General features: G+C 59.7%; 19 protein-coding genes. 9 read left to right on the forward strand and 10 right to left on the reverse strand.

Annotated elements, in window-relative coordinates; all coding sequences use genetic code 11:
- Positions 1-61: 61 nt before the first annotated feature.
- The gene (locus tag J3A98_RS11845) at positions 62-928 is read right to left on the reverse strand and encodes a DMT family transporter (RefSeq protein ID WP_209966314.1); all 867 of its coding nucleotides are present in this window, start codon (positions 926-928) and stop codon (positions 62-64) included.
- Between the two features lie 121 nt (positions 929-1,049).
- Between J3A98_RS11845 and J3A98_RS11850 the strand changes: the two genes are divergently transcribed.
- On the forward strand, positions 1,050-2,432 hold the full coding sequence (locus tag J3A98_RS11850) for a PLP-dependent aminotransferase family protein (protein WP_209969835.1): 1,383 nt from the start codon (positions 1,050-1,052) through the stop codon (positions 2,430-2,432).
- Between the two features lie 19 nt (positions 2,433-2,451).
- On the opposite strand, the gene J3A98_RS11855 is transcribed toward J3A98_RS11850, so the two are convergent.
- Complete coding sequence (locus J3A98_RS11855; protein WP_209966316.1) at positions 2,452-3,786, reverse strand: ATP-binding protein; 1,335 nt, start codon at positions 3,784-3,786, stop codon at positions 2,452-2,454.
- Complete coding sequence (locus tag J3A98_RS11860; protein ID WP_209966318.1) at positions 3,783-4,442, reverse strand: response regulator transcription factor; 660 nt, start codon at positions 4,440-4,442, stop codon at positions 3,783-3,785. The genes J3A98_RS11855 and J3A98_RS11860 overlap by 4 nt, the downstream gene beginning before the upstream one ends.
- Before the next feature lie 132 nt (positions 4,443-4,574).
- Here J3A98_RS11860 and J3A98_RS11865 point away from each other — a divergent pair, with 132 nt between their 5' ends.
- The 6 genes from J3A98_RS11865 (at position 4,575) to J3A98_RS11890 (ending at position 9,980) form a co-directional block, all read left to right on the forward strand.
- Entirely contained in the window at positions 4,575-4,898 is a 324-nt protein-coding gene (locus tag J3A98_RS11865) for a PepSY domain-containing protein (protein ID WP_209966320.1), read from the forward strand.
- Positions 4,899-4,989: 91 nt separating this feature from the next.
- On the forward strand, positions 4,990-5,460 hold the full coding sequence (locus tag J3A98_RS11870) for a DUF2271 domain-containing protein (protein WP_209966323.1): 471 nt from the start codon (positions 4,990-4,992) through the stop codon (positions 5,458-5,460).
- 25 nt (positions 5,461-5,485) lie between these two features.
- On the forward strand, positions 5,486-7,666 hold the full coding sequence (locus J3A98_RS11875; RefSeq protein WP_209966325.1) for a PepSY domain-containing protein: 2,181 nt from the start codon (positions 5,486-5,488) through the stop codon (positions 7,664-7,666).
- Positions 7,656-8,621 carry an FAD:protein FMN transferase gene (locus tag J3A98_RS11880; protein WP_209969838.1) on the forward strand — a complete coding sequence of 322 codons (966 nt, stop codon included), beginning with the start codon at positions 7,656-7,658 and terminating at the stop codon, positions 8,619-8,621. Before J3A98_RS11875 ends, J3A98_RS11880 begins: the two co-directional genes overlap by 11 nt.
- 68 nt (positions 8,622-8,689) lie before the next feature.
- A complete protein-coding gene (locus J3A98_RS11885) occupies positions 8,690-9,391 on the forward strand; it encodes a VIT family protein (RefSeq protein ID WP_209966327.1) in 702 nt (233 codons plus the stop codon).
- A gap of 112 nt (positions 9,392-9,503) precedes the next feature.
- The gene (locus J3A98_RS11890) at positions 9,504-9,980 is read left to right on the forward strand and encodes a GNAT family N-acetyltransferase (RefSeq protein ID WP_209966330.1); all 477 of its coding nucleotides are present in this window, start codon (positions 9,504-9,506) and stop codon (positions 9,978-9,980) included.
- Positions 9,981-10,065: 85 nt separating this feature from the next.
- On the opposite strand, the gene J3A98_RS11895 is transcribed toward J3A98_RS11890, so the two are convergent.
- From J3A98_RS11895 to J3A98_RS11905, 3 genes are read right to left on the reverse strand one after another with little or no spacing between them, the layout of a single operon-like run.
- Complete coding sequence (locus J3A98_RS11895) at positions 10,066-11,469, reverse strand: ATP-binding protein (RefSeq protein ID WP_209966332.1); 1,404 nt, start codon at positions 11,467-11,469, stop codon at positions 10,066-10,068.
- Entirely contained in the window at positions 11,466-13,280 is a 1,815-nt protein-coding gene (locus J3A98_RS11900) for a DAHL domain-containing protein (protein WP_209966334.1), read from the reverse strand. The genes J3A98_RS11895 and J3A98_RS11900 overlap by 4 nt, the downstream gene beginning before the upstream one ends.
- Positions 13,277-14,275 carry a cytochrome c peroxidase gene (locus J3A98_RS11905; RefSeq protein ID WP_209966336.1) on the reverse strand — a complete coding sequence of 333 codons (999 nt, stop codon included), beginning with the start codon at positions 14,273-14,275 and terminating at the stop codon, positions 13,277-13,279. Before J3A98_RS11905 ends, J3A98_RS11900 begins: the two co-directional genes overlap by 4 nt.
- Positions 14,276-14,474: 199 nt before the next feature.
- On the opposite strand from J3A98_RS11905, the gene J3A98_RS11910 reads away from it, so the two are divergent.
- Together J3A98_RS11910 and J3A98_RS11915 are read left to right on the forward strand one after the other, a co-directional pair.
- Positions 14,475-15,845: an HD domain-containing phosphohydrolase gene (locus J3A98_RS11910; RefSeq protein WP_209966338.1), complete on the forward strand. Its 1,371-nt coding sequence runs from the start codon at positions 14,475-14,477 to the stop codon at positions 15,843-15,845.
- A 121-nt stretch (positions 15,846-15,966) separates the two neighbouring features.
- On the forward strand, positions 15,967-16,632 hold the full coding sequence (locus tag J3A98_RS11915) for an SOS response-associated peptidase family protein (protein WP_209966340.1): 666 nt from the start codon (positions 15,967-15,969) through the stop codon (positions 16,630-16,632).
- A 270-nt stretch (positions 16,633-16,902) separates the two neighbouring features.
- Here J3A98_RS11915 and J3A98_RS11920 read toward each other — a convergent pair whose 3' ends face one another.
- The 4 genes from J3A98_RS11920 to J3A98_RS11935 form a co-directional block, all read right to left on the reverse strand.
- On the reverse strand, positions 16,903-18,525 hold the full coding sequence (locus J3A98_RS11920; protein ID WP_209969841.1) for a sensor domain-containing diguanylate cyclase: 1,623 nt from the start codon (positions 18,523-18,525) through the stop codon (positions 16,903-16,905).
- A 211-nt stretch (positions 18,526-18,736) separates the two neighbouring features.
- Positions 18,737-19,564, reverse strand: a complete 828-nt coding sequence (gene phnX, locus J3A98_RS11925; protein WP_209966342.1) for a phosphonoacetaldehyde hydrolase — start codon at positions 19,562-19,564, stop codon at positions 18,737-18,739.
- 77 nt (positions 19,565-19,641) lie between these two features.
- Positions 19,642-20,508 carry a LysR substrate-binding domain-containing protein gene (locus J3A98_RS11930; RefSeq protein ID WP_209966343.1) on the reverse strand — a complete coding sequence of 289 codons (867 nt, stop codon included), beginning with the start codon at positions 20,506-20,508 and terminating at the stop codon, positions 19,642-19,644.
- A 51-nt stretch (positions 20,509-20,559) separates the two neighbouring features.
- Positions 20,560-21,855 carry an MFS transporter gene (locus tag J3A98_RS11935; RefSeq protein WP_209966345.1) on the reverse strand — a complete coding sequence of 432 codons (1,296 nt, stop codon included), beginning with the start codon at positions 21,853-21,855 and terminating at the stop codon, positions 20,560-20,562.
- Between the last annotated feature and the right edge of the window lie 53 nt (positions 21,856-21,908).

Raw genomic sequence — 21,908 nt, forward strand, 5'->3', positions numbered from 1 at the left:
TCAGCCCGGGGTCAGACGGCGGGGGCTATACCTAACTGTTTGACTGGGCATGACGCTGTGCTTAGGCATATTTCCTGGCCCCATAAACACAGATGACAGCACCCAGCGTCACGAGAAGCATCGTCCAGCTGACATGCTCGTGCAGAAGCAACGCTGCCAGCCCAAGCCCCATGAACGGCTGAAAGAGTTGCAATTGGCCCACTGCCGCAATCCCCCCCTGGACGAGCCCTCGATACCAGAACACAAACCCGATCAGCATGCTGAACAGTGAAACGTAGCCAAAGCTGAACCACGCAGGGGCACTTACCCTGGCAAAGTCATCAGGGGCTGGAAGATTGACCACCGTCAGCAGCAGCATGAACGGCAACGCTACCAGCAACGCCCAGCTGATCACCTGCCAACCACCCAATGTCCGCGAGAGGCGCGCTCCTTCGGCATAGCCCAACCCACAGACCACAACCGCAGCCAACATCAGCAGATCGCCCACCGCCGATGCCTCACCTCCGTTCATCAAGGCATAGCCAGCGACCAACCCGGCACCTGTCAACGAGAACAGCCAGAACAATGGCCGAGGTCGTTCACCGCCCCGCAGAACGGCAAAGCCTGCGGTACACAATGGCAGGAGCCCGACAAAGACAATGGAGTGAGCAGAGCTGATGTGCTGAAGGGCAAATGCTGTCAGTAGCGGGAAACCGATAACAACGCCGAGCGCTGTTACAGCCAAGGGCGACAAGTCCTCACGTTTGGGTCGAGGCTGGCGTAGCACGATCAGAAAAAGCGCGCCCAGCATGGCGGCAATGGTTGCTCGCGCACAGGTGAGGAACGTCGGTTCGAAGTCGGCCACTGCCACTCGGGTTGCCGGCAACGAACCCGCAAAGATGGCGACGCCTATGAAGCCGTTGATCCACCCGCTTGCTGATTTTTCCATCGGTAAGTCCTCGATAAGCCAAGGCTCAGTACATCACCGACAGGCTCACCCAGGCCATGTACAATCCAATACACTTAAACCAAACTGTTATGCATATAACTCCAGCACAGTTGAGGGTGCGATGAAACGGGACGGAACGCGAATTCGAACAGTCATGGGTGAAATCCAGTCGCGGATCGCCTCTCGAACCTACACACCAGGCGCGAGAATTCCCTCGGTCCGCGCTATGGCGCAGACCATGCAAGTGTCGGTTTCTACGGTTCTTGAGGCCTATGAAAGGTTGATGGCAGAGGGTGTACTCAATTCTCGCCCTGGCTCCGGCTTTTACGTAGCCGGACCAGTGGCGCCCTTGGTACTCACCGAACTCGGCCCCAGGCTTGATCGTGAAGTGGACCCACTGTGGATCTCCCGCCAGTCGCTTGAAACCGCTAGCGATGCGTTGAAACCGGGGTGCGGGTGGCTACCTCCTTCCTGGATGTTCGAAGCGGGCTTGCGGAAAGCGCTTCGAACCGTTGCCCGTTCTGACACGCTGAAACTGACTGAGTACGCCTCACCGCTTGGGCATCTGCCACTCAGGCAATTCTTGTCAAGAAGGCTGACAGGCATCGGGATCGAAGCCCCTCTTGAGCAGATCATGCTCACGGAGTCCGGCACCCACGCCATCGACCTGATCTGCCGCTTTCTGCTGGAGCCGGGGGACACCGTGCTGGTCGACGATCCCTGCTATTTCAATTTTCACGCACTGCTCAAAGCACACAGGGTCAACATCGTAGGCGTACCCTATACAGCGACGGGTCCGGACATCGATGCTTTTGGCGCTGCCCTGCTAGCGCATGCTCCCCGGTTGTACATAACAAATGCAGGCATCCATAACCCAACCGGCGCCACCCTGTCTCCGGTCACGGCGCACAGGCTGCTGAAGCTGGCCGACAACTCCAGCATGGTGATTGTAGAGGACGACATCTTCGGGGATTTCGAGAATGCACCAGCGCCACGGCTGTCTGCCTTCGATGGCCTCTCTCGTGTCATCCAGATAGGCAGCTTTTCCAAAACCATCTCCGCGTCGATTCGATGCGGCTACATCGCGGCTCGCAGTGACTGGATCCAGAGCCTGGTCGATCTCAAGATTGCGACTACATTCGGGGGTGGCCGCCTGGCCGCGGACATCATCCATCTAGCGATTACCGATAGCGGGTACCGCAAACACATGGAAAGCGTTCGCCTCAGGCTGGCCGAGGCCATGGAGAGAACGGTAGCGAAACTAAGGGCCGTTGGTATCAAGCCCTGGATAACGCCCCAGTCAGGCATGTATGTCTGGTGCCAACTCCCTCAAGGCACGGATGCAGCCACGCTGGCCCGGGCTTGCTTGAATGAAGGTGTAGTGCTGGCGCCCGGAAATGCGTTTAGCCAGTCCATGACTGCGGGTGATTTCATCCGTTTCAACGTTGCCCAATCGGCTGATGCCAGGATTTACGAAGTGTTGAAACGAGTGCTGAGCGCCTGATAGCGAGCCTCATGGACTTTCATGATGGGGCAAGCGGTAACCAGATGCAGACTTCAAACCCATCCTGTCGACCTGTTGCCGGGGAGACCAATTTCATTCGCGCGTTTACTCCCTGCACGATGGTTTTGGCAATCGCCAAGCCCAGCCCCGAACCACTGATCTCACTGTGACCGCGCACAAAACGCTCGGTCAGGTGCTCTAATACAGACTGCGGCACCGCCGGGCCGCTATTGACTACCCGCAACTGTGCCTGCTCGGTGAGGCTGACTTCGACCGGTTGGTCCGTTGCACCATACTTCAGCGCATTCTCAATCAGGTTGCGCAGCAGGATGCCAAAGGCGTCCGGGTCAATGATCGAATACACGCTGGTCTGGCTTGGTAATTGCAAATCAATGCGCTGCCCGCTGCGTTGGTTCCACTCGTCCACGCCATGGGCAAGCAACGGGATCAGGTCTTGTGGCGTTTCGGACAACAGCCCGCCGCCCTCGGCTTTGGCCAACTGCATGAGCTTTTCTGAAAGCCTTGAAAGCTCGTGCAACGCGTGTTCGATCTTCTGTGCACGTACTCGCAGCGGCCCCTCCGGCGCTTCGTGGTGTAACCGCTGGATCTGCGCCAGGGTCGAGGCCAATGGTGTGCGTAGTTCGTGGGCGCTGTTGGCGGTAAAGCTGCGCTCGGCCTCAAGGGCGTTGCGTAAGCGCTCCAGCAGGTGATTGACCGCCTCAGCCAACGGATCGATTTCTGCAGGCAGGTGCTCCACCTTGATCGGAGACAGGTCACCCACACCGCGCGCTTCAATGGCACGACGGTAAGCCAGCACGCTGCGCAGGCTGAAACGCACCAATAACCAGGTGCCCACCAGGCTGACAGGAATCAACACCATGAGCGGCACCAACAACGCAAACAAGGCCTCCCGCGCGGCTTCACGACGATGACCAAGCGGTTCGGCCGCCTCGATGAACAGCGTCTGACGCAATGCGCTAGCGCCATACAATCGGTACTTTTCAGAAGTGGAGAAGCCTTCAGTTGGTTGTCGGTTGAAAATCTGCGGGTTGGCGTCGTGAGATTGCATCAGAATCTTGCCCTTGGCATCGCGCACCAGGTAAGTCAGGTATTCCTTGTGCATCTTCAGTGTCGCGACGTGTTGGGCTGTGCTGGACTCTTCCCGGTTGCTGATTTCCAGCACGGCCAAGGGCAGAATGCGTTGTGCAGTTTCTTCCAACGCGCTATCGAACGCTTCGTTCAACTCATGCCGCACCACTAGCCAGGCACCCACTGTCGCCACCAGCCAGAGTAAAGTCATACCAAGCGTCAGCCCTAGACCGAGACGTATTTGCAGGCTCGAAGAAGGCTTCATGCGGACATTAACCGGTAGCCCATGCCTCGCACGGTTTCGATCAGCTCGCGTCCGAGTTTTTTACGCAGACGGCTGATGTATACCTCGATGGTATTGCTCTCGATTTCGGCGCCAAAAGCATACAGCCGCTCTTCGAGCTGTGACTTGGACAGTAGCGCGCCGGGGCGTTGCACAAACGCCTCGAACAGCGCCCACTCCCGCGCCGTGAGGTCCACCGTGGCACTGCCCCGTTGCACCGTGCGGGCACTCATGTCGACCTGCAAATCACCGAGTCTGATCTGTGGATTGGGATTGCCGCTATAACGCCGCCCCACCGCTGCCACGCGGGCCGAGAGTTCAAACAGGTCGAACGGTTTGACCAGGTAGTCATCGGCACCGGCGTTGAGGCCGGCGATACGATCGGAAATCTGATCCTGGGCGGTCAGGATAATCACCGGGGTCACGTCTCCTGCCGAGCGTTGTTGACGCAGAAAATCCAACCCGCGCCCGTCCGGGAGCATCAGGTCCAGCAAGATCAAGTCGTAAGGCGTGCTGCGGACGCTGTTGCGCGCGTGGTCCAAGCGCTGTACCCAATCGACGGCGTGGCCATCATCGGCAATCTGCTCGCGCACCGCTTCACCCAGTCCTGGAGCGTCCTCGACCAGTAGAACCCGCATCTGACACCTCCTGTGATGGTTGTCTTGCAGCACCTTAATCGCCTTGCCTGACGTGAATCTGAAAATTCAGCTGGCTGTCAGGAAGGCCCTTTAGGTTATGCCACAGACGCCGCCCTCGACAGGAGACAAGTCATGAAATCAGGTTTTATTGCCAATACCACGCTGATGGGCTTGCTGCTCAGCGGTTACGCCCTGGCCGGTGACGACTGCAGCGACCCGGTAAGCGACTGGCAACCTCGTGAAACCCTGCGTCAGCAGGTAGAGCGGCAATACGGCTGGCGCGTGCAGCGCATCAAGGTCGACGATGGCTGTTACGAACTCAAGGGCCAGGACCGCAAAGGCAATGACATCGAAGCCAGCTACTCCCCGGCATCGCTGCACCTGAGGACACTCGAGGTCCATTTCCGCAATGACGGCGATGCCAGGGACTATCTCGGCAGCCCGCTCGCCGAATGACAACTCACCTGTCTATGAATTTTCCTGCCGTTCAGGTTGCTGTCAGCCGGCAGGTCCAGGCTCTCGACCTAACGATCAAGAGGACACGCTCATGAAAAAGATCATCGCAGCAACCTGCCTCATCGGCGCCATTACCCTGCCGGCGCTGGCCCAGGCCCGTGAAGTGACCTTGACCACGCAGCTCAAGGACTACAGCGGCAATGATGCCTACCTGGCGATCTACGTCACCGACGCCAATGGCCAGTACCAGAAAACCCTCTGGGTGGCCGGCAAGAAGGCCAAATATTACAAGCACCTGGCCGACTGGGCCCGTGGCAGCGGGATGAAACCGAGCGAGTTCGACGGGGTCAGCGGCGCCAGCGTCGGCAGTGGGCGCACGCTGAAAGTCAGCGTAGAACTGGCGGACACCCTGATTGATGCCGGGTATCAGATCCGCATCGACAGCGCCGTCGAGGACAAACGCGACGCCCGCGGCGATGTCAGCGTGCCGCTGACATCCAAGGGTGCAGGCAAGCCCGCGACGGGCAGTACCTACGTCGACGCCTTTACTTACGATCTGTAGCACCCGCCACCTCCGGAGGCTGAACATGCTTCGTCAGTTCCATTCCCTTCCTGGCCTGATCGCCGCCCTGTTGGTCATGGTATTGGCCATCAGCGGCGCGATCCTGTCTGTCGAGCCGGCGCTGGAACGTCTGCACAATACGTCCACTTCTGCCGGGCAACTCAACGTCGGCCAACTTGCCGGGCGCGTTGCCAGCCACTTTACGGGGGTGGAGCAGATCCAGCGCTCAGCGTCCGGCACGGTGATCGTCTACTACAACCAGAACGGCAAGGCCGGGGCGGAGAAGGTCGACCCACTGACCGGCCAAGGGCTCGCCCCTTACGAGCCATCCGCGTTCACCCGCTGGGTGAAAGACCTGCACCGCTCGCTGTTCCTTGGCACGCCGGGCCATGGCGTATCGGGTGTTGGTGCCCTGCTCATGCTGGCGCTGTCACTGTCCGGCACGCTGTTGCTGGCCCGGCGCCTGGGTGGCTGGCGCAACCTGCTGCGGCCGCTGCGGGGCACTTTCAGCCAGCGCTGGCATGCTGAAGTCGGGCGACTGGCCTTGCTCGGGCTGTTGTTATCGGCACTGAGCGGGGCCTACATGTCCGCCACCACGTTTGGTTTTATCGCCGACGGCAGTCAAGCTGAACCCGCCTTCCCTGCGCACGTCAGCGCCGGTCCGGCCTTGCCGGTGGCGAAGCTGCAGGCCTTGCAGGCCACCAACTTGAACGTCTTGCGCGAGCTGGTCTACCCGAGCCCCGGCAACCCCCGCGATGTGTTCTCCCTGCGCACAGCACAGGGCGACGGCTACGTGGATCAGGCCAGCGGCGCCTTGCTGTCCTATCAAGCCCACGACCCGATGCTCAACCTCTATGAATTGGTCTACCAGTTGCACACTGGCGAAGGCCTCTGGTGGCTGGGCCTGTTGCTCGGGCTCTGCGCCCTCTGCGTGCCGTTGATGAGCGTGACCGGCGTTCTGTTATGGTGGCGCCGCCGCAAGGCTGGCCCGCGCCTTCGCCACAACAGCCCTGCTCATGCTGCCGACAGCGTGATTCTGGTGGGCAGTGAAAACAACAGCACCTGGGGTTTTGCCAAAACCTTGCATGACGCCTTGCACCAAAGCGGCCATCAGGTGCACAGCGCGGCGATGAACGACTGGTTGGGCGATTACCGTAATGCCCAACGGGTGTTCATCCTCACCGCGACCCACGGTGACGGCGATGCGCCGGCCTCGGCTTCGCAGTTCCTGGCGCGGCTGGCCAAAACCGGCGTCAAGCCCGGCCTACCCTTTGCGGTGCTGGGCCTGGGCGACCGTCAGTTTGCGCAGTTCTGTCAGTACGCCCATCAAGTGCAGGACGCCATGTTGCAGGCCGGTGGCTCGCCATTGCTGGGGCTGGAAACCGTCAACCGCCAGTCCCCTCAGGAGTTTGCGCGCTGGGGCCACGCGTTGGGCGACGTGTTGGGGCAGGCGCTGGCGCTGGTTCATACCCCGCAGCGGCCGCGTACCCATTCACTAGAGCTGACAGAGCGGATTGCCTATGGCGAACAGGTAAATGCACCGACCCATGTCCTGCGCTTCAAAGCGCGCGGCGGACTGCCGAGCTTTCTGGCCGGCGACCTGGTCGGGATTCTGCCCCCGGGCAGCCCAATCCCGCGCTTCTACTCGCTGGCCAGCGGTTCCCAGGACGGCGTGCTGGAGATCTGTGTGCGTAAACACAACGGGGGCATGTGCTCGGAGTTTCTTCACGGTCTAGACATTGGCGCGCAGATTGACGCCTTCATTCAGCCCAACCCGCAATTTCGTCCGGCATCGGGCACGCACCCGGTAATCCTGATCGGCGCCGGTACCGGTATCGGTCCCTTGGCCGGCTTTATCCGCAACAACAAGGCCCGACACCCGATGCACTTGTATTGGGGCGGGCGCAACCCGGCTTCGGACTTTCTCTACGAACCGGAACTCAACCAATTCTTGTCGGACCGCCGCCTTACGCAATTGCACGCCGCCTTTTCTCAGGTCCCGGAGCGCAGCTACGTGCAAGACCGGCTGATCAATGATGCCCTCGCCTTGCGCCGGCTGATTGAAAAAGGTGCCCAAGTACTGGTGTGTGGCAGTCGCGAAATGGCCAAAGGCGTGATGCAGGCCCTGGATGAAGTCTTGGCGCCCCTCAACCTCAGCGTGCTGACCCTCAAGGCACAAGGACGCTACCGTGAAGATGTCTACTGAGTTGCAGCGTTACAGCCTGAACGGCGAAACCATGGGCACCCGCTACACTGCCCTGTTTTATGCCGGGGCCGGGCTTGATACCGACGAAATTGGCCAGCAACTGGCCCGCGCCGTGGCCCGGGTGGACCAGCAAATGTCCACCTGGAAACCCGACTCGGACCTTAACCGCCTCAATGCCGCCCCCGAGCAGCAATGGGTGTCGGTACCCGACGAACTGGCCACGGTGCTGTCTGCTGCATTGCGCGTCAGCCGGCAATCCGGCGGCGCCTTCGACATCGCTGTTGGTGACCTGGTGAACGCGTGGGGCTTCGGCCCAGCGGCGCGGCAGGTCACAGCACAGGGGATCGGCACAATTGCGCCGCGCACCTGGCTTTCAGCCGACGCCGCATTGGAGGTTGCGCCACAACGCAATCAGGTGCGCAAGCGCGCGCCGGCGAACCTTGACTTGAGTGGGATTGCCAAAGGTTTTGGCGTGGATGAACTGGCCCGTTGCCTGGAAGGTTCAGGTATCACTCGCTACCTGGTCGGTATCGATGGCGAAATGCGCGCCCGGGGCGTCAAACCTGACGGACAATGCTGGGTCGTGGCCCTGGAAAAGCCCAAAAGGGGCGTGCGTGAGGTCATGGGTGTGATGGAACTTAGCGATACCTCAATCGCGACCTCCGGGGACTACCGACAGTGGGTCGACGTGGCCGGTCAGTCCTATGCTCACACCATGAACCCGGCCACCGGCGCGCCACTGCACAACTCGCTCGCCGCCGTCACCGTGGTGGCGGCCTCGTGCATGCTCGCCGATGCCTGGGCCACGGCGCTGATGGTCCTGGGCGAAACCGAAGGCCCTCGTCTGGCTCAGGAGCGCGGGATGGACGCGCTGTTCGTGCTGCGCGAGGGCGAACACTTCAAAGAAATATCCATTGTCGGCGGACAGTTGCAGGCGCAAATTGAAACCCGCTGACGCCGGCTGCAGGCGCGCTCGGCACCCGTGCAATTTGAACCGCCTGATGACAGGGAGCCCGTTAAACAGTGAAATTCATGCACAGACACACCGAGGCACACAGAAGCGATCGTATCGGCTGGCTGCGCGCCGCTGTCCTGGGTGCCAACGACGGCATTGTCTCTACCGCCAGCCTGCTGATAGGCGTCGCGGCCGCCGACGCCAGCCATGCCACGTTGCTGGTCACCGGAATGGCGGGGCTGATGGCCGGGGCCATGTCCATGGCCGCCGGCGAGTACATTTCGGTACATTCCCAGGCCGATACCGAACGGGCGGACTTGTCCCGCGAACGGGCAGAACTGGCCAGCGACCCGAAAGCTGAGCACATCGAACTCACCAACATCTACATACATCGCGGGGTAGCACCCGAACTGGCGCATCAAGTGGCCGATCAACTGATGGCCCATGACGCACTGGGCGCCCACGCGCGGGACGAACTGGGCATCAGCGCCACCCTCGCCGCCAAACCCTTGCAAGCCGCCCTGGCGTCCGCCGCCAGTTTCGTGGTGGGCGCCGCCTTGCCACTGGCGGTGACGTTCGTCGCGCCGGAGCACAGCGTGGTGCCTTGGATATCGGGCATGTCATTGGTATTTCTCGGGTCATTGGGGGCTATTGCCGCCAAGACTGGCGGGGCCAGCATCATGACGGGCGCCTGTCGGGTGACCGTCTGGGGGGCGCTGGCCATGGGCGCCACGGCTCTGGTGGGTCGCTTGTTTGGCGCGGTGGTCTAGCGTAAGAAGCGGACCTCAGGCCGTGCAGTCGGCGGCCTACGAATCGATCCGCCCTGGTGCAGTTCGGCCAGGGCGCTATACATCAGGTTTAAAGCGGTTTGAAAGGCACATCATGCAACTGCATTTCCGACCTCTCAGCGACGCCTCCATCGCTGACATCATCGCGCTCAACAACAATCCCGATGTCTTACGCCAAATGCCCTTGGGTCGTCCCGACTTTGACGAAAGCAAGTGCAAGGTGTGGGTCGCCCAAAAAGAGGCCCAATGGGCACTGAATGGCTATGGTCCCTGGGCTTTTTTCGTTGAAGGAGAATTCGCCGGCTGGGGTGGCCTGCAGCAGGAAGACGGTGACGCTGATCTTGCCTTGGTGCTTCATCCAGACTACTGGGGGCTTGGCAAGGTGATTTTCGATGAGATCGTACGGCGCGCGTTCCAGGAGATGGGGCTTGAGTCGATCACCCTGTTGCTTCCACCAACCAGAACACGAATCAAAGGTATTCTTCGCCTGGGGTTTCGCCTTGACGGAGAGGTGGATATCGACGGCACGCCCTTCTCGCGCTATCGGCTACTCGCCACTGCAAAACATTGACGTGTTGGCTGGATCGCCGGGGCACGCACCCTGCCCTTTTTGGATTGCGGTATACCCACCCGTCAGCAGCATGACACGGGCGCTATCACAGCGTTGCGCTCTGCTTTACCGGCAGTTGTACACGAAACGTTGTGCCGACTCCGACCTGGCTTGATACGGTTATCTCGCCACCGTGTTTCTTCACAATGCCGTAGGAAAGGGACAGGCCTAGCCCGGTTCCTTGGCCGACGGGCTTGGTGGTGAAGAAAGGGTCGAAGATTTTCCTGATGTTCTCCGGTGCTATCCCTGCGCCTGTGTCCGCAACTTCGATGCACACCCAGGTGCCTTGATGAACAGTGCCCAATGTGATGGTCCCCCGCTCAGGGCCCATGGCTTGGGCGGCATTGAGCACAAGGTTCATTATCACTTGGTTGATCTGCGACGGCAGGCATTCGACCGGGGGTAACGGCTGGTACCGTTTTACGACGTCAGCTTTATGTTTCAGTTCGCTCGCGACGATGTTCAGAGTGGAGTCAATGCCCTGCTGCAAATCGGCTAATTGCCACTGCTGAGCGCTGTCAACGCGCGAGAAGTCTTTGAGGTCCTTGACGATATGCGCCACTCGACCGATTCCGTCCTTGGACTCCTTGATGAGGATCGGGATGTCTTCCAGGAGGAATTCCAGTTCAGTCTGCTCACGAAGCCTTTGCAAAGACCCCGTGATTTCGCTTCCGCCGAGCATCCGTTCGGCCTGGCGATAGGCGTCGAGCATCGCCACCAGTTGCTGGAAATACCCTCCCAAAGTACCCAGGTTGGAGGACACGAAACCGATCGGATTGTTGATCTCGTGCGCCACGCCGGCGGCCATCTGCCCCAACGAGGCGAGCTTCTCCGATTGCACCAGTTGGCTTTCCAGCTGCTTGCGCTCCTCGATCTCCTGCTGCAGCGCCTCGCTGGCTTGGGTCAGTTGCTGGGTACGGCGCTCTACCCGCTGTTCGAGCTGGTGCATTTTCAGCGAGGCTCGTTGGGTCATTTCCCATTTGGTCAGCAAGGTGCTGGCCATTTGCTGGACCTCGATATTGTCGAACGGTTTTTTCAGGATCAGCAGGCGATCGTGGGCCTGCAGCCGGTCGAGCAACTCATCCCAGGAATAGTCCGAGTAGGCAGTGCAGACGACTACCTGCAACAGCGGGTCCTCTTCCCACAGGTGCTCAATGGTCTGAGCGCCATCCCATCCACCTGGCATTCGCATGTCGACGAAGGCTAACGCGTAGGGCTTGCTGGCCTGCAGCGCACGCTTCAGCAGGCCGAGTCCTTCCTCACCGCCATAGGCTGAATCGAGTTCGAATACCGGTCGTTCGTTCTTGACCTGCTCGCCGAACAACAACCCTTCCATCTCGTCCAGCTCAGAGTTCTGCGCTTTGGCCGGGGCAAGGATCTTGCGAAAATCCTCGTGGATTGTCGGCATGTCATCGATCAGCAGGATCCGGCGATTGGTCATGTCACTCATGCAGGCTCCGTCACCGCGATCAGCGGGATCCTCAGGGTAAAGACAGCACCCAAGCCAGGGCCGTCGCTGTGTGCGGTCAGGTGACCATTCATCTCGAGGGCGGCCAGGGCGCAACTGTGCAAGCCGAAGCCATGCCCGTCCTTGCGCGTGGTGAAGCCATGGGCAAAGATCTTCTGCAGGTTTTCAGGGGCAATGCCTTCGCCTTCGTCCAGCACGCTCATTTCCAGGAAGCCTCCCTCAACGATGCGCGTCCTGAGGATCATCGTCCGCGGGTCGCTGCCGGGGCCGGACATGGCGTATTTGGCGTTGCTGATCAGGTTGATCAGAATCAGCAACAGCCGATGCCGGTCGCCCATCACCAGAGGCAGATCTGCGAAGTCGCGCACTACCCTCACCTGATGCCGGGTCAACGCGCCTGCGTTCATGCGCAGCGCGTCCTCGACCAGGTCGTTCACCGACAGCGGCTCAGGCACATTTTTAGCGCCGGCATAGGATTGCTGGGTGGCCACCACTTCCTTGATGTGGTCGATGCTCTTGTTCATTCGTTCCAGCTCGATCACCATCTCCTTCTGCTCATCGGCGATCGCCTCGGTCAACTGGTTGAGGTAGCCGGGAAGCAACCGGCCTCTGGGATCCTCGTCGAGAAACCGACCGATGTCTGTGGCATGCTCGCGGAACAGTTGCATGGCTTTGCCCAAGCCCTGGGTTTTGCTGCTGCGCAACCTTCGAGCGATGAGATCAGAGGATGTGTTCACGCTGTTGAGCACATTGCCCACGTTGTGCAACACATTGGTGGCGATCTCCGCCATACCAGCCTGGCGCGCGGCGTTGAACAGCTCGCTCTGAGCGTTCCTGAGTTCCAGGGTGCGTTCCTCGACTCGCTGCTCCAGGACGTCATTGGCGCTCTGCAATGCGTTGTTGACCCGTCTCACCTCGGCGAAGCTGCGCACCAGCAGCGCAGCCAGGCAGATGACCGAAAACATCAGCAGGCCCGATAGCCATAGCGTGTAGAGATGGTATTTACGGTTGATCTTTTCGAACTGTTGTTGATCCCTGTCCAGGAGGCTGGTGATCGTATCCAGGCGTTCGGCAACCGGAATCGCCTCGATCTGCTCGAGCAGGCGGTTGACGACAGGTTGCTCGCGCAGGATCAGCACCACGTGATTGCTCAACAGATTGAGGGGCGTCTGGAATTCCTTGGGCAGGTTCTCCGCGTTAACAGCCAAATTGCCTAACCCCACCTCTATCTCCGCAGCCCTTTCCACAGAGGTAACCTGTGCGAACTCCAGGGCGCTTAGCAGGAGGTCATAGGTGTCAGTGACGAATACCTGTACCTCCTGCCGATTCGGTGCCAGCATGGTATTGAGCTGGGCCTGAATACCGTCCTCGGCTGTGGGTAGAAATGCCAACGAATTTCGTAACAAGGCATTGTGCGACTTGAATTGCTCCACGAGCCGAGCCTTTTCCCCGAACGCAGAAAGAAAACCGTCATGGGCATCGCGCCACTGGTCTGAGTCATCGCGCCCTTGCTCGGCTTCTCGGCTGTCGAATCGTGCCCACAGCCGCTTCATCTCCTTAAGGGGGATCACAAGTGGATCGTAGTTATGGGAGACGGCTACCCGAGCCTTGAGCACCTCGTTTTCCCATACAGCATCCTGTTGCTTGAGCTGACGGATGAGATCTCGGGATTCGTTGTAGGTCTGGGTCTGCTCTGACCCGGAATTCAGGTACAAGTACAGCAGCATCGACGCCAGTACAAGGACCAACCCACTGAATAGAATCAGGCTTGTGCGCCGAGAAATCACCCTCATGGCTGACCCGCCTTTTCAGCAGTGAGGGTTTTGAGGAACAGCATGATGAGCCTGCGGTCCTCATCGCTTGGGATTCGTCCTAGCTGGTACTGGAACATCACGTCGATCGCACGCTCCAGCGTAGGCGCCGAGCCATCGTGAAAATAGGGCGCGGTCATCGCCACATTGCGCAGGCTCGGCACTTTGAACACACCCCGGTCGGCCTCCTCTCCGGTCACGTTGAAGCGGCCCTGGTCCGCCTCGGTGGGGTTGCCGCGGTCAGCGATGTAGTCGCCGAACACGCCAAACTTCTGAAACATGTTGCCCCCAATATTGACCCCTTGGTGGCAGGCGATGCAGCCATAGTCCTTGAAGCGCTGGTAGCCGTATTTTTCCTCCAGGGTGAGCGCCTCGGTATCGCCCTGCAGGTAACGATCGAAGCGTGCGCCTGGGGTAAGAAGCGTCCTTTCGTAATCGGCCAACGCGCTGAGGATGTTGTCCTTTGTCACCGCGTCCGGGTAGGCATCCTTGAACGCCTGACGGTAACGCACGTCTGCGGCGATGCGCTGCTTGATCACCCGCCAGTCTCCACCCATTTCGTGAGCGCTGGTGATCACCGCATCCCCCTGCTCCTCGAGCGACTCGACCCGGCCATTCCAGAACTGTCGGAAATTAAGGCTGGCATTGAGTACCGTTGGCGTATTGAGCGCAAGCGGCTGGCCATCAGCACCGATGGAAAACGCCCGGTCATCGGCCCCGTACTTGTCCAGACGGTGACAGCTGGCACAGGACAGTGTGTTGTTGAGCGACAACCGTGGATCGTTGAACAACTGGCGCCCCAGTTCCACACGCTCGGGTGCCAGCGTGGGTATCGGAGGCAGCGGCTTGAGCGGCTCGTCCAGCGGCTCGGCCCCGCTGCCCGCACTCAGGACCAGTAGCACCCACAGGCTCAGACAACGTCGCAAGCGCTGCAGGTGAAGAACGGAACGATAACGACAGGTTGTATGCGCGAACATCCGGGAGAATCCTTTTTCCCTGGGCTGATGGATATACAGATGGGTGGTGCCCTGCCGTCAGGTTAGATGCCTTCCAGACAATTTGCCTGCCACCCGCCACACCATGCCCCGACACCTGTCGCGGAAAAGTGAACTAGCCTTTGACCTAAGCGCTCGTTGAGCTCGAGTGCCTCCATCGATCGACCACGTGAGGCCTGCCATGGACGTGCAACAGCCCCCGAATTCACCCTATCGGCCGACCGTGTTGCTAGTAGACGATGAGGAGTCGATCCTTAGCAGTCTGCGTCGGCTGTTGCGTGGCCAACCCTATGACGTGAAGCTGGCGACCAGCGGCGAACAGGCACTGGCGCAAATCGCCGAGGGCCCGGTAGACCTGGTGATGAGCGATGCGCGCATGCCTGGTATGGACGGCGCCACCTTGTTGGCGCAGATCAATCAGCATCACCCATCGACCGTCAGGATCTTGCTGACCGGCTATGCCGACCCGAGCGCAATCATCAAGGCCGTCAATGACGGTCAGATCCACCGTTACATCAGCAAGCCCTGGAACGACGACGAATTGCTAATGACCTTGCGCCAGGCCCTGGAGCACCAGCATTCCGAACGCGAGCGCCAACGCCTGGAGCTGCTGGCGCGTCGGCAGAACGCCCAGTTGAGGCGCCTCAATAACGACCTGGAGAAACGCGTTGCAGCCCGTACCGCGGAGCTGCAGCAGACCGCTGACATGCTCGATCTGGCCTACGAAGAGCTTAAACACAGCTATGTTACCGGGACTGAGGTGTTCTCGATGTTGGCTAATCTGCGGCTGCCTCCAGCCAAGCAGACCAATCGGCAGATCATCGAACTGGTGCGTTGCTACTGTAGGGCCCACGCCTTGGACGAGGCGATAAGCCGCGATCTGGCCATGGCTGCGGCGCTGTACAACATAGGCAAATTGAGTTGGCCGGATAGCATGATCGTTGCCCCTTCGGACCAGCTGATGCACAGCGACCGCGACCGCTATCGCGACTATCCACGCCAAAGTGAAGCGCTGCTGATGACCCTTGAGCCCATGAAAGATGCCGCGCGCCTGATCCTGCATCACCAGGAGCACTGGGACGGCAGCGGTTTCCCCGACCGGCTCAAGGGTGAAGCCATCCCGCTCGGCGCCCGCTTGCTCAAGCTGGCCGTGGACTTCGTTGAGCTGCAACGGGGTTTGATTCTTGAACGGCAGATGAACAGTGACGAGGCCTTGCTCTACCTGCGCAAGTACGTCGGCCGATTGTATGACCCGGCACTACTGGAGGATTTCGTCCAGGTTTGCGCGTCGTTCCACAGCGATCTCACCTTGGTGGACCCTGAAGTCCAGGTGTGTACCACGCGTGACCTGGCGCCGGGAATGGTGCTTGCGCGCAACCTCAACGCCGACAACGGCATGTTGCTGCTTAACGCTGGAAAGGTTTTGAGCGCCGCGCTGGTGGAAAAACTGGTGGCCTTTGAATCGATGGAGGGTGGCAAGTACTGCATTTTTGTTCGGGTTCCCGCGAACGACCCTATAACATCTGGAAAATCAGACTTGGCGCCGTGCTGAATGGAGGTGGGGCGGTCATTCAACCCTTCACCACCAGGACTGCGCGTACAGCATGCCGTCGCCCTCCTCCACACCGGCGATACACCCAAGCACTATGCTTGCTCAGGCAGGAGGGCCGCGCATGTGTGGAAGGTTGAGTCAGTACCGAGGCATACACGATTTTGTCGAAACCCTGAGCCTGCCAGAGGCCTGGCGGAACAACGTCGGCGACCAGCCACTTGGCCGGTACAACGTCGCGCCGACCACGCTGGTGGCAGTGCTGCGAATGGATGAAGCAGGCCCGCGGGCGGACCTGGTGAGATGGGGCTGGCGGCCACATTGGGCGACCGACCGTGCTGCGCCGATCAACGCCAGGGTCGAAAAGGTGGCACACGGCCCCTTCTTCCGGGCGATCTGGCCGCACCGAGGCATAACGCCGATCGACGGCTGGTATGAATGGGTCGATGAAGGCGGACCGAAGAAACAGCCGTACTACATCCGACGCCGGGACGGGCGCCCTTCCCTTTGCGCCAGCATCGGCCAGTTCGCTGGCGGCGAGCATGATGGGTTTGTCATCATTACGGCCGATGCCCAAGGCGGAATGGTTGATGTGCACGACCGCAGGCCAGTGGTTTTGGCCCCGGACCTTGCGCGTGAGTGGATGAAAACCGCGACGCCGGGCGAACAGGCCGAGCAGATGGCGCTCAACCTGGGCGAGCCAGCCGAGGCCTTCGAGTGGTATCGAGTGAGCACAGCCATTGGCAATGTACGCAACCAAGGCGCCGAGCTGGTGAAGCCGCTTCAGTGACGCGGTAGTAGACCCTTCCCAGGCTGTGTGAACAATCAAGCAGCACATGGAACCGCCTTGAGATCCCCCATTAACTCTGCTGAAAATTTGATAATGCTCGGGCTAGTGAATACGGACTGACGGCGAGTTGAGTGGCAGCTCTTGGTCGAATGGGCCCCTGGCGAGCGGCCGCTCTGGGTCGAAATCGGTAACTTGCGACTGGCAGCTTTCGACCCATAGCTGACGTCCGCCCAAGAGATGAATATTCGCGCATGCGGACATCTGAACTTTTCAGGCAGTTACACCCATGAAGGACTCCACCCGGTTTCGCCCCATTTCTTTTGCCCGGTAAAGGCATTCATCCGCCTGTTTCAGAACTGCCTCGCATTCGATGGCCTCACCAGCACAACTTGCTACGCCGATCGAAACAGTAATATGGCCCACGACAGGAATCTCGCTGTTCGCGACAGCCTGACGAACCCTCTCCGCAATCACGGTTGCGGCATCTTGGCCTGTGTCGGGCAATATCAGCAGAAATTCCTCGCCCCCGGCCCTGCAGGCCAGGTCTGCAGTTCGGGACTGCTCCATCAGCGTCTGCGCCACCTGCTTGATCGCTAAATCGCCGTTGTCATGACCAAAGGTGTCATTTACCCGCTTGAAGTAATCGATGTCTACCGACAACACCGAGTAGGCCCGCCCAGCGTGCTGTAGCCCCCGCAATTCTTCATCCATTGCCCTGCGGTTGGCTAATCCGGTTAGCGGGTCGGTAAGTGCCTGGCGGTTCAGTCGGCCCATCTTCGCCTGCAGCAACTGTACGCCCGTGAGCATCGCCTGGCGAATGGCTGCTGCCTCGCGATACCAAGCGTTGAGCCGTTGCAGATTATCAGTGGTTCGCGGCGCAGCGAGTTGCCCTGCAATCCTCGAAAGCTCACGTAACGGGCGAGAGATCATCATCGCTCCACCGCCGATCAATATGATGCCTATGATCGCAGCCGGCACCATGCCTAGAATCATGTTCCGCATCAACGTGCTCAGTGGCGCCAAGCTGGCCTCTTGCGGCTGCTGGGCAACGACTGCCCACCCGGAGCCTGACACTTGCGCATAACCCGCCAACATCGGGATGCCCTTGTAGTTGCGTACTGCCATGGCGCCGCTTTGGCCCAGCAATGCGGCGTCGACAGTCTTGCTCCATCCGAGTTTTTCGCCAATGCGCGTCTTCTCCGGGTGATAAAGCAGCTGTCGATCGCGGTCGGCGACGAATGCGAAAGTGCCTTCATGATAAAAGTGCTGACTGATCAGGGTATGCAGCGCACCTTCCTGCTTCAGATAAATGGAGCCGCCAATAATGCCGACGTAACGATGGCTGGCATCGAATATCGGTACGGATACGAATACCACCAAGTTGCCCGCAGCCGATACATACGCCGAACTGACGTAGGGTTGGCGCGCTGCCAGTGCCTGGTTGACCGCTTCGGAGTGCAAGGTGGAGCCGTTGATCTGTAGGGCGTCCGGGTATGCATCCAACACTTTTAAGGTGGTATCGACGATGGCGATGGAGTTGAAATCAGCATCCTGCTGCTGAAGGCGTCGGACCTCGGCATGGAAAACTTCACTGTTGCCCCAGTGGCGGCCCAGTTGCTCGGCACTGAATTGCAGATGGCTATGTGCCGCGCGGATGAACTCATCGATGCTTGACGCAAGCTTGGCGGCGTAGGCACTGTTCGATTGCAAGGCATGCTCAATCAGAGCTTCCCGCTGCACCCGATAGGCGGTGGCCAAGGCATTGGCCAAGGTGGCCAGTACAGCCAGCAGAACCAAGCCCAGAATCAGCAGACGCAAGTCGAGCACCTTCAAGCGAGGGCTGACAACCTGCTCTTCGGTCTGTGATTGCTGTTCGCCAGCCGGGTCCATCATGGCTGGCAACCCTTGGATTTCAGCCACCACCCTGATACTGCAATTGCCAGGCTCATGCCCTCTCCCTTGATTGCCAAACAGAAGCCTCGCTGGCCTGCGCTAACCATAGCCAATCTGGAGCGATCCGCCATCATGCACAGCTAGCTGATACCGTGCCAGAGAAGGGCCTTCGGCGTCCGTGCCGAAAACCGGCTGTCAAGAAAGTAAAACGTCAGACGCTCTGGGGCATCTCACCTCGTTCAAGTCGCACCTCGATATCGGCGATCACTCCTGGCAACTCGGCGATGGTGTCGATCAGGTAGTGCGGTCGTGCACCTTCGAACATTTGGCCAATGCGTTTACGCGCCTGCTCCAGCTCTTCCTCCGGCAGTGCTTTGTACTGTTCGTAGGTCAGGCCAAGCGCATTGCCTGAGCAAGTCAATGCAACCGTCCACATGCCAGCACTGCGGCCCTCGAGGATACCGGGCCAGGTGTCATCGACCTTGACACATGCGGCTACGTCACTAATCCCCAGGGCAATGACGTTGGCCAAGGATTGCGCAGGATACGGGCGCCCGTTAGGCACTTCATCGGTAGCGACGACATGATCTGCGACGTAGCCCTTAGACTTGGCCAGCGCTACCACTTTTTCCATTACCACTGCCGGATAACCGGAACATGAGCCGATTTTGAGGTGCTTGCGGCGTAATTGCTCGATAACCTCGAGAGCCCCTGGGATCAACGCCGAGTGCTCGGCAATTTTCTCGATCTGCAACGGCATGAAGCGTTCGTAGATGGCGGTCACGTCGTTGTCAGTGGGCGTGCGGCCGAACGCCAGTCGATAACGCTCGGCGATCTCCGGCAGGTCGCACAGCGTGCGGATATGGTCCCACTTACCCATGCCCATTGGCCTGCGGGCTTCTTCCAGGCTAACTTGCACGCCGAACTCGGCAAAGGCTTCGACGAAGATCTGGGTGGGTGCGAACGACCCAAAATCCACGATGGTGCCGGCCCAATCGAGAATTACTGCCTGCAGTTGTTTGGGTTGCTGATAGTTCATGAGATTGCTCCATTGAGTAAAAAACAGGTGAGCGAGGCCCGCTCGGCGCAATCGCGAGCTGGCGATGAGCGCTTGAATCAGTTGCTGGTCAACGAATCGAACAGTTCGGCGATGATGGGCCGCTTACGACGGATAGCCAGGCAGCACAGGAAGTAGCTGATATGGAACGGATCCTCGGCGAAGGCGATCGAACGCGTTCCGGGGCGGTCTGCATGCTCCACTGCCGAGACGAACCCCACGCCAATGCCGTGCACCACGGCATGGACAATGGCTTCGCGGCTGTTCAATTGCATGGCGCACTCCAGCGACACGCCGTACTGGCGGCAGCCTTCCTCCACCAGTTGCCGGGTACGCGAAGCCGGTTCTCGCAGCACCACCGGCTGATTGGCAATTTCCTTGACACTCACACTGGCCTGTTGAGCCCAGGGGTGGTCGTCGCGCACCACCGCCAGAATCGGACAGGCGCGATAGAGCCGCGTGCTGAGTCGATGGTCGAATTCCGACAAGGCAAGTATCGCCAGATCGATGTCGAAGCTGTACAGCCGCTCCAATGTCCCAGCTTCGCTGCTGAACGAGGTTTCCAGCTCGATCTGCGGGTAATGCTGCATCAGCTCGTAGGTCAGGCTCATGGCGATCGGTGGTGACACAGCACCGATGCGAAGCATGCCTTGCTTGCGCTGCTGAAAGCTCTGTAGCAGTTGCAAGGCCTCGTCCTCCTGGCCGAACAGACCCTGGGTGATGTCGTACAGTTGGCGACCGGCCTTGCTCAGCTCGATGAAGCGCCCGCGGCGATGGAACAACTCTACCGAAAAACGCTTCTCCAGCCCGCTCACCTGCTCGCTGATGGTCGGTTGGCCGATGCTCAGCAACTGTGCCGCTTGAGTAAAGCTGCCGGTGCTGGCAACGGCATGAAAGGACCGCAACCATTTGTGGTACTGGTACATGGCATCTCTCGATCTGGGTACAGCAGCAAGCTGTCATCATGGCAGCGGTCCTCAACGGCGGATGAACAGCGCGACCAAAGCGCTGCAAGTACATGCCGTGGTGACCACTATGAAGATCAGCGACGTGTTGCCGGTAGTATCGAGCATACGTCCGATCAGCGGCTCGGCCAGTCCGGCGAACAGATACGATGAGAAATTCATGATGCCAGTGGCAGTCCCGGCGCGGCGCGAGCCCACAAGATCGGGACACAGCGCCCAGAAACTCGACGCCGGGCCATAGACGAAGAATCCGCACAAGAACAACGCAAGCAGGCCTACTGCGCTGTGCGCCGGCAGGCTCCACATCCACAGGCTAGTGGCTGCGCCCAGGACCATGTACAACATGATCGCCAGGTAGCGCTTGCTACCGAATAGCTTGTCAGAGACCCAGCCATTGCTCAGTGCCCCAACCGCCATACCCACCGGCAGGGCGATGGTGATCCACTTAGGATCGATGAAGCTGTCACCCTTCTGCCAATTGGCACCGAGGAAGTGCACCGGCACCCAGACAATCAGGCCGTAGCGGGCGGCGTTCTGGAATCCAAGGGACAGAGCGGCCACCAACAGGCGTGGGTTCTTTAGCACGGCAAAGTAGCGTTGCCGCGAGGTTTCGTCTTCGCCCTGTGTCGCTTCGCGGTCCCGGTCCTGGGCACTGGCAACGCCAGTATCTTCCAATGCTGGGAAGCCCATGTCTTGCGGCCGTTCCCGAGCTACCAGGTAGAAGACAATGCCACCGGCCAACATCAGCAGCACCGGTAGGCGGAAGATCCATCGCCACTCCAGGTGAAGTACGTCGATCACCACTACCGATGTAACGTACGACAGCACCGAAGCACAACCGGCGGCGAACACATAGAAGCCGTAGACCTTGCCGCGTTCGGCAGCGCCCCACCAGTTCGACAGCAGACGGCTGCCCGGTGCCCAACCCAAGGACTGGAAATAGCCGTTGATGCCCCACGGCAACACCAGGCTCACCATTCCCCCAGCGAAGCTAGTGACCCAGTTGGCACCGCAGGACAACACCGCACCTAGGCTCATGATGCGTCGGCCGCCGAATTTGTCGGCTAAGTTGCCGTTGATGGCCTGCCCGATAGCGTACATCCACAACATGGCGCTAGAGGCCCAGCCCAGCGTTTCCTTGCTGAAACCATACTCGGCCTGGATCCCAGGGATGGCAAAGCCGAAGGTTTGGCGGCCGGTGTAGAAGAACAAGTAGCAGAACATGGCAGCCAATAGCATGCGCCACTGGGCCAGGCGAAACGGCATTGCAGTCGGGATTGAGCCAGACAGGGATTCAGCACGGTTCATGACGGTTTCCTTTTTGTTCGCTGCCGTCGGCCACGAGGCGCGACGAATCGGCA

The sequence above is a fragment of the Pseudomonas sp. BP6 genome, assembly GCF_017875935.1.
GTDB lineage: Bacteria > Pseudomonadota > Gammaproteobacteria > Pseudomonadales > Pseudomonadaceae > Aquipseudomonas > Aquipseudomonas putida_Y.

Excerpts from the sequence above, each read along its gene's own strand:
- J3A98_RS11845 (WP_209966314.1), bottom strand. The coding sequence starts at position 928 with ATGGAAAAATCAGCAAGCGGGTGGATCAACGGCTTCATAGGCGTCGCC.
- J3A98_RS11850 (WP_209969835.1), top strand. The coding sequence starts at position 1,050 with ATGAAACGGGACGGAACGCGAATTCGAACAGTCATGGGTGAAATCCAG.
- J3A98_RS11855 (WP_209966316.1), bottom strand. The coding sequence starts at position 3,786 with ATGAAGCCTTCTTCGAGCCTGCAAATACGTCTCGGTCTAGGGCTGACG.
- J3A98_RS11860 (WP_209966318.1), bottom strand. The coding sequence starts at position 4,442 with ATGCGGGTTCTACTGGTCGAGGACGCTCCAGGACTGGGTGAAGCGGTG.
- J3A98_RS11865 (WP_209966320.1), top strand. The coding sequence starts at position 4,575 with ATGAAATCAGGTTTTATTGCCAATACCACGCTGATGGGCTTGCTGCTC.
- J3A98_RS11870 (WP_209966323.1), top strand. The coding sequence starts at position 4,990 with ATGAAAAAGATCATCGCAGCAACCTGCCTCATCGGCGCCATTACCCTG.
- J3A98_RS11875 (WP_209966325.1), top strand. The coding sequence starts at position 5,486 with ATGCTTCGTCAGTTCCATTCCCTTCCTGGCCTGATCGCCGCCCTGTTG.
- J3A98_RS11880 (WP_209969838.1), top strand. The coding sequence starts at position 7,656 with ATGTCTACTGAGTTGCAGCGTTACAGCCTGAACGGCGAAACCATGGGC.
- J3A98_RS11890 (WP_209966330.1), top strand. The coding sequence starts at position 9,504 with ATGCAACTGCATTTCCGACCTCTCAGCGACGCCTCCATCGCTGACATC.
- J3A98_RS11895 (WP_209966332.1), bottom strand. The coding sequence starts at position 11,469 with ATGAGTGACATGACCAATCGCCGGATCCTGCTGATCGATGACATGCCG.
- J3A98_RS11900 (WP_209966334.1), bottom strand. The coding sequence starts at position 13,280 with ATGAGGGTGATTTCTCGGCGCACAAGCCTGATTCTATTCAGTGGGTTG.
- J3A98_RS11905 (WP_209966336.1), bottom strand. The coding sequence starts at position 14,275 with ATGTTCGCGCATACAACCTGTCGTTATCGTTCCGTTCTTCACCTGCAG.
- J3A98_RS11910 (WP_209966338.1), top strand. The coding sequence starts at position 14,475 with ATGGACGTGCAACAGCCCCCGAATTCACCCTATCGGCCGACCGTGTTG.
- J3A98_RS11915 (WP_209966340.1), top strand. The coding sequence starts at position 15,967 with ATGTGTGGAAGGTTGAGTCAGTACCGAGGCATACACGATTTTGTCGAA.
- J3A98_RS11920 (WP_209969841.1), bottom strand. The coding sequence starts at position 18,525 with ATGATGGACCCGGCTGGCGAACAGCAATCACAGACCGAAGAGCAGGTT.
- phnX (WP_209966342.1), bottom strand. The coding sequence starts at position 19,564 with ATGAACTATCAGCAACCCAAACAACTGCAGGCAGTAATTCTCGATTGG.
- J3A98_RS11930 (WP_209966343.1), bottom strand. The coding sequence starts at position 20,508 with ATGTACCAGTACCACAAATGGTTGCGGTCCTTTCATGCCGTTGCCAGC.
- J3A98_RS11935 (WP_209966345.1), bottom strand. The coding sequence starts at position 21,855 with ATGAACCGTGCTGAATCCCTGTCTGGCTCAATCCCGACTGCAATGCCG.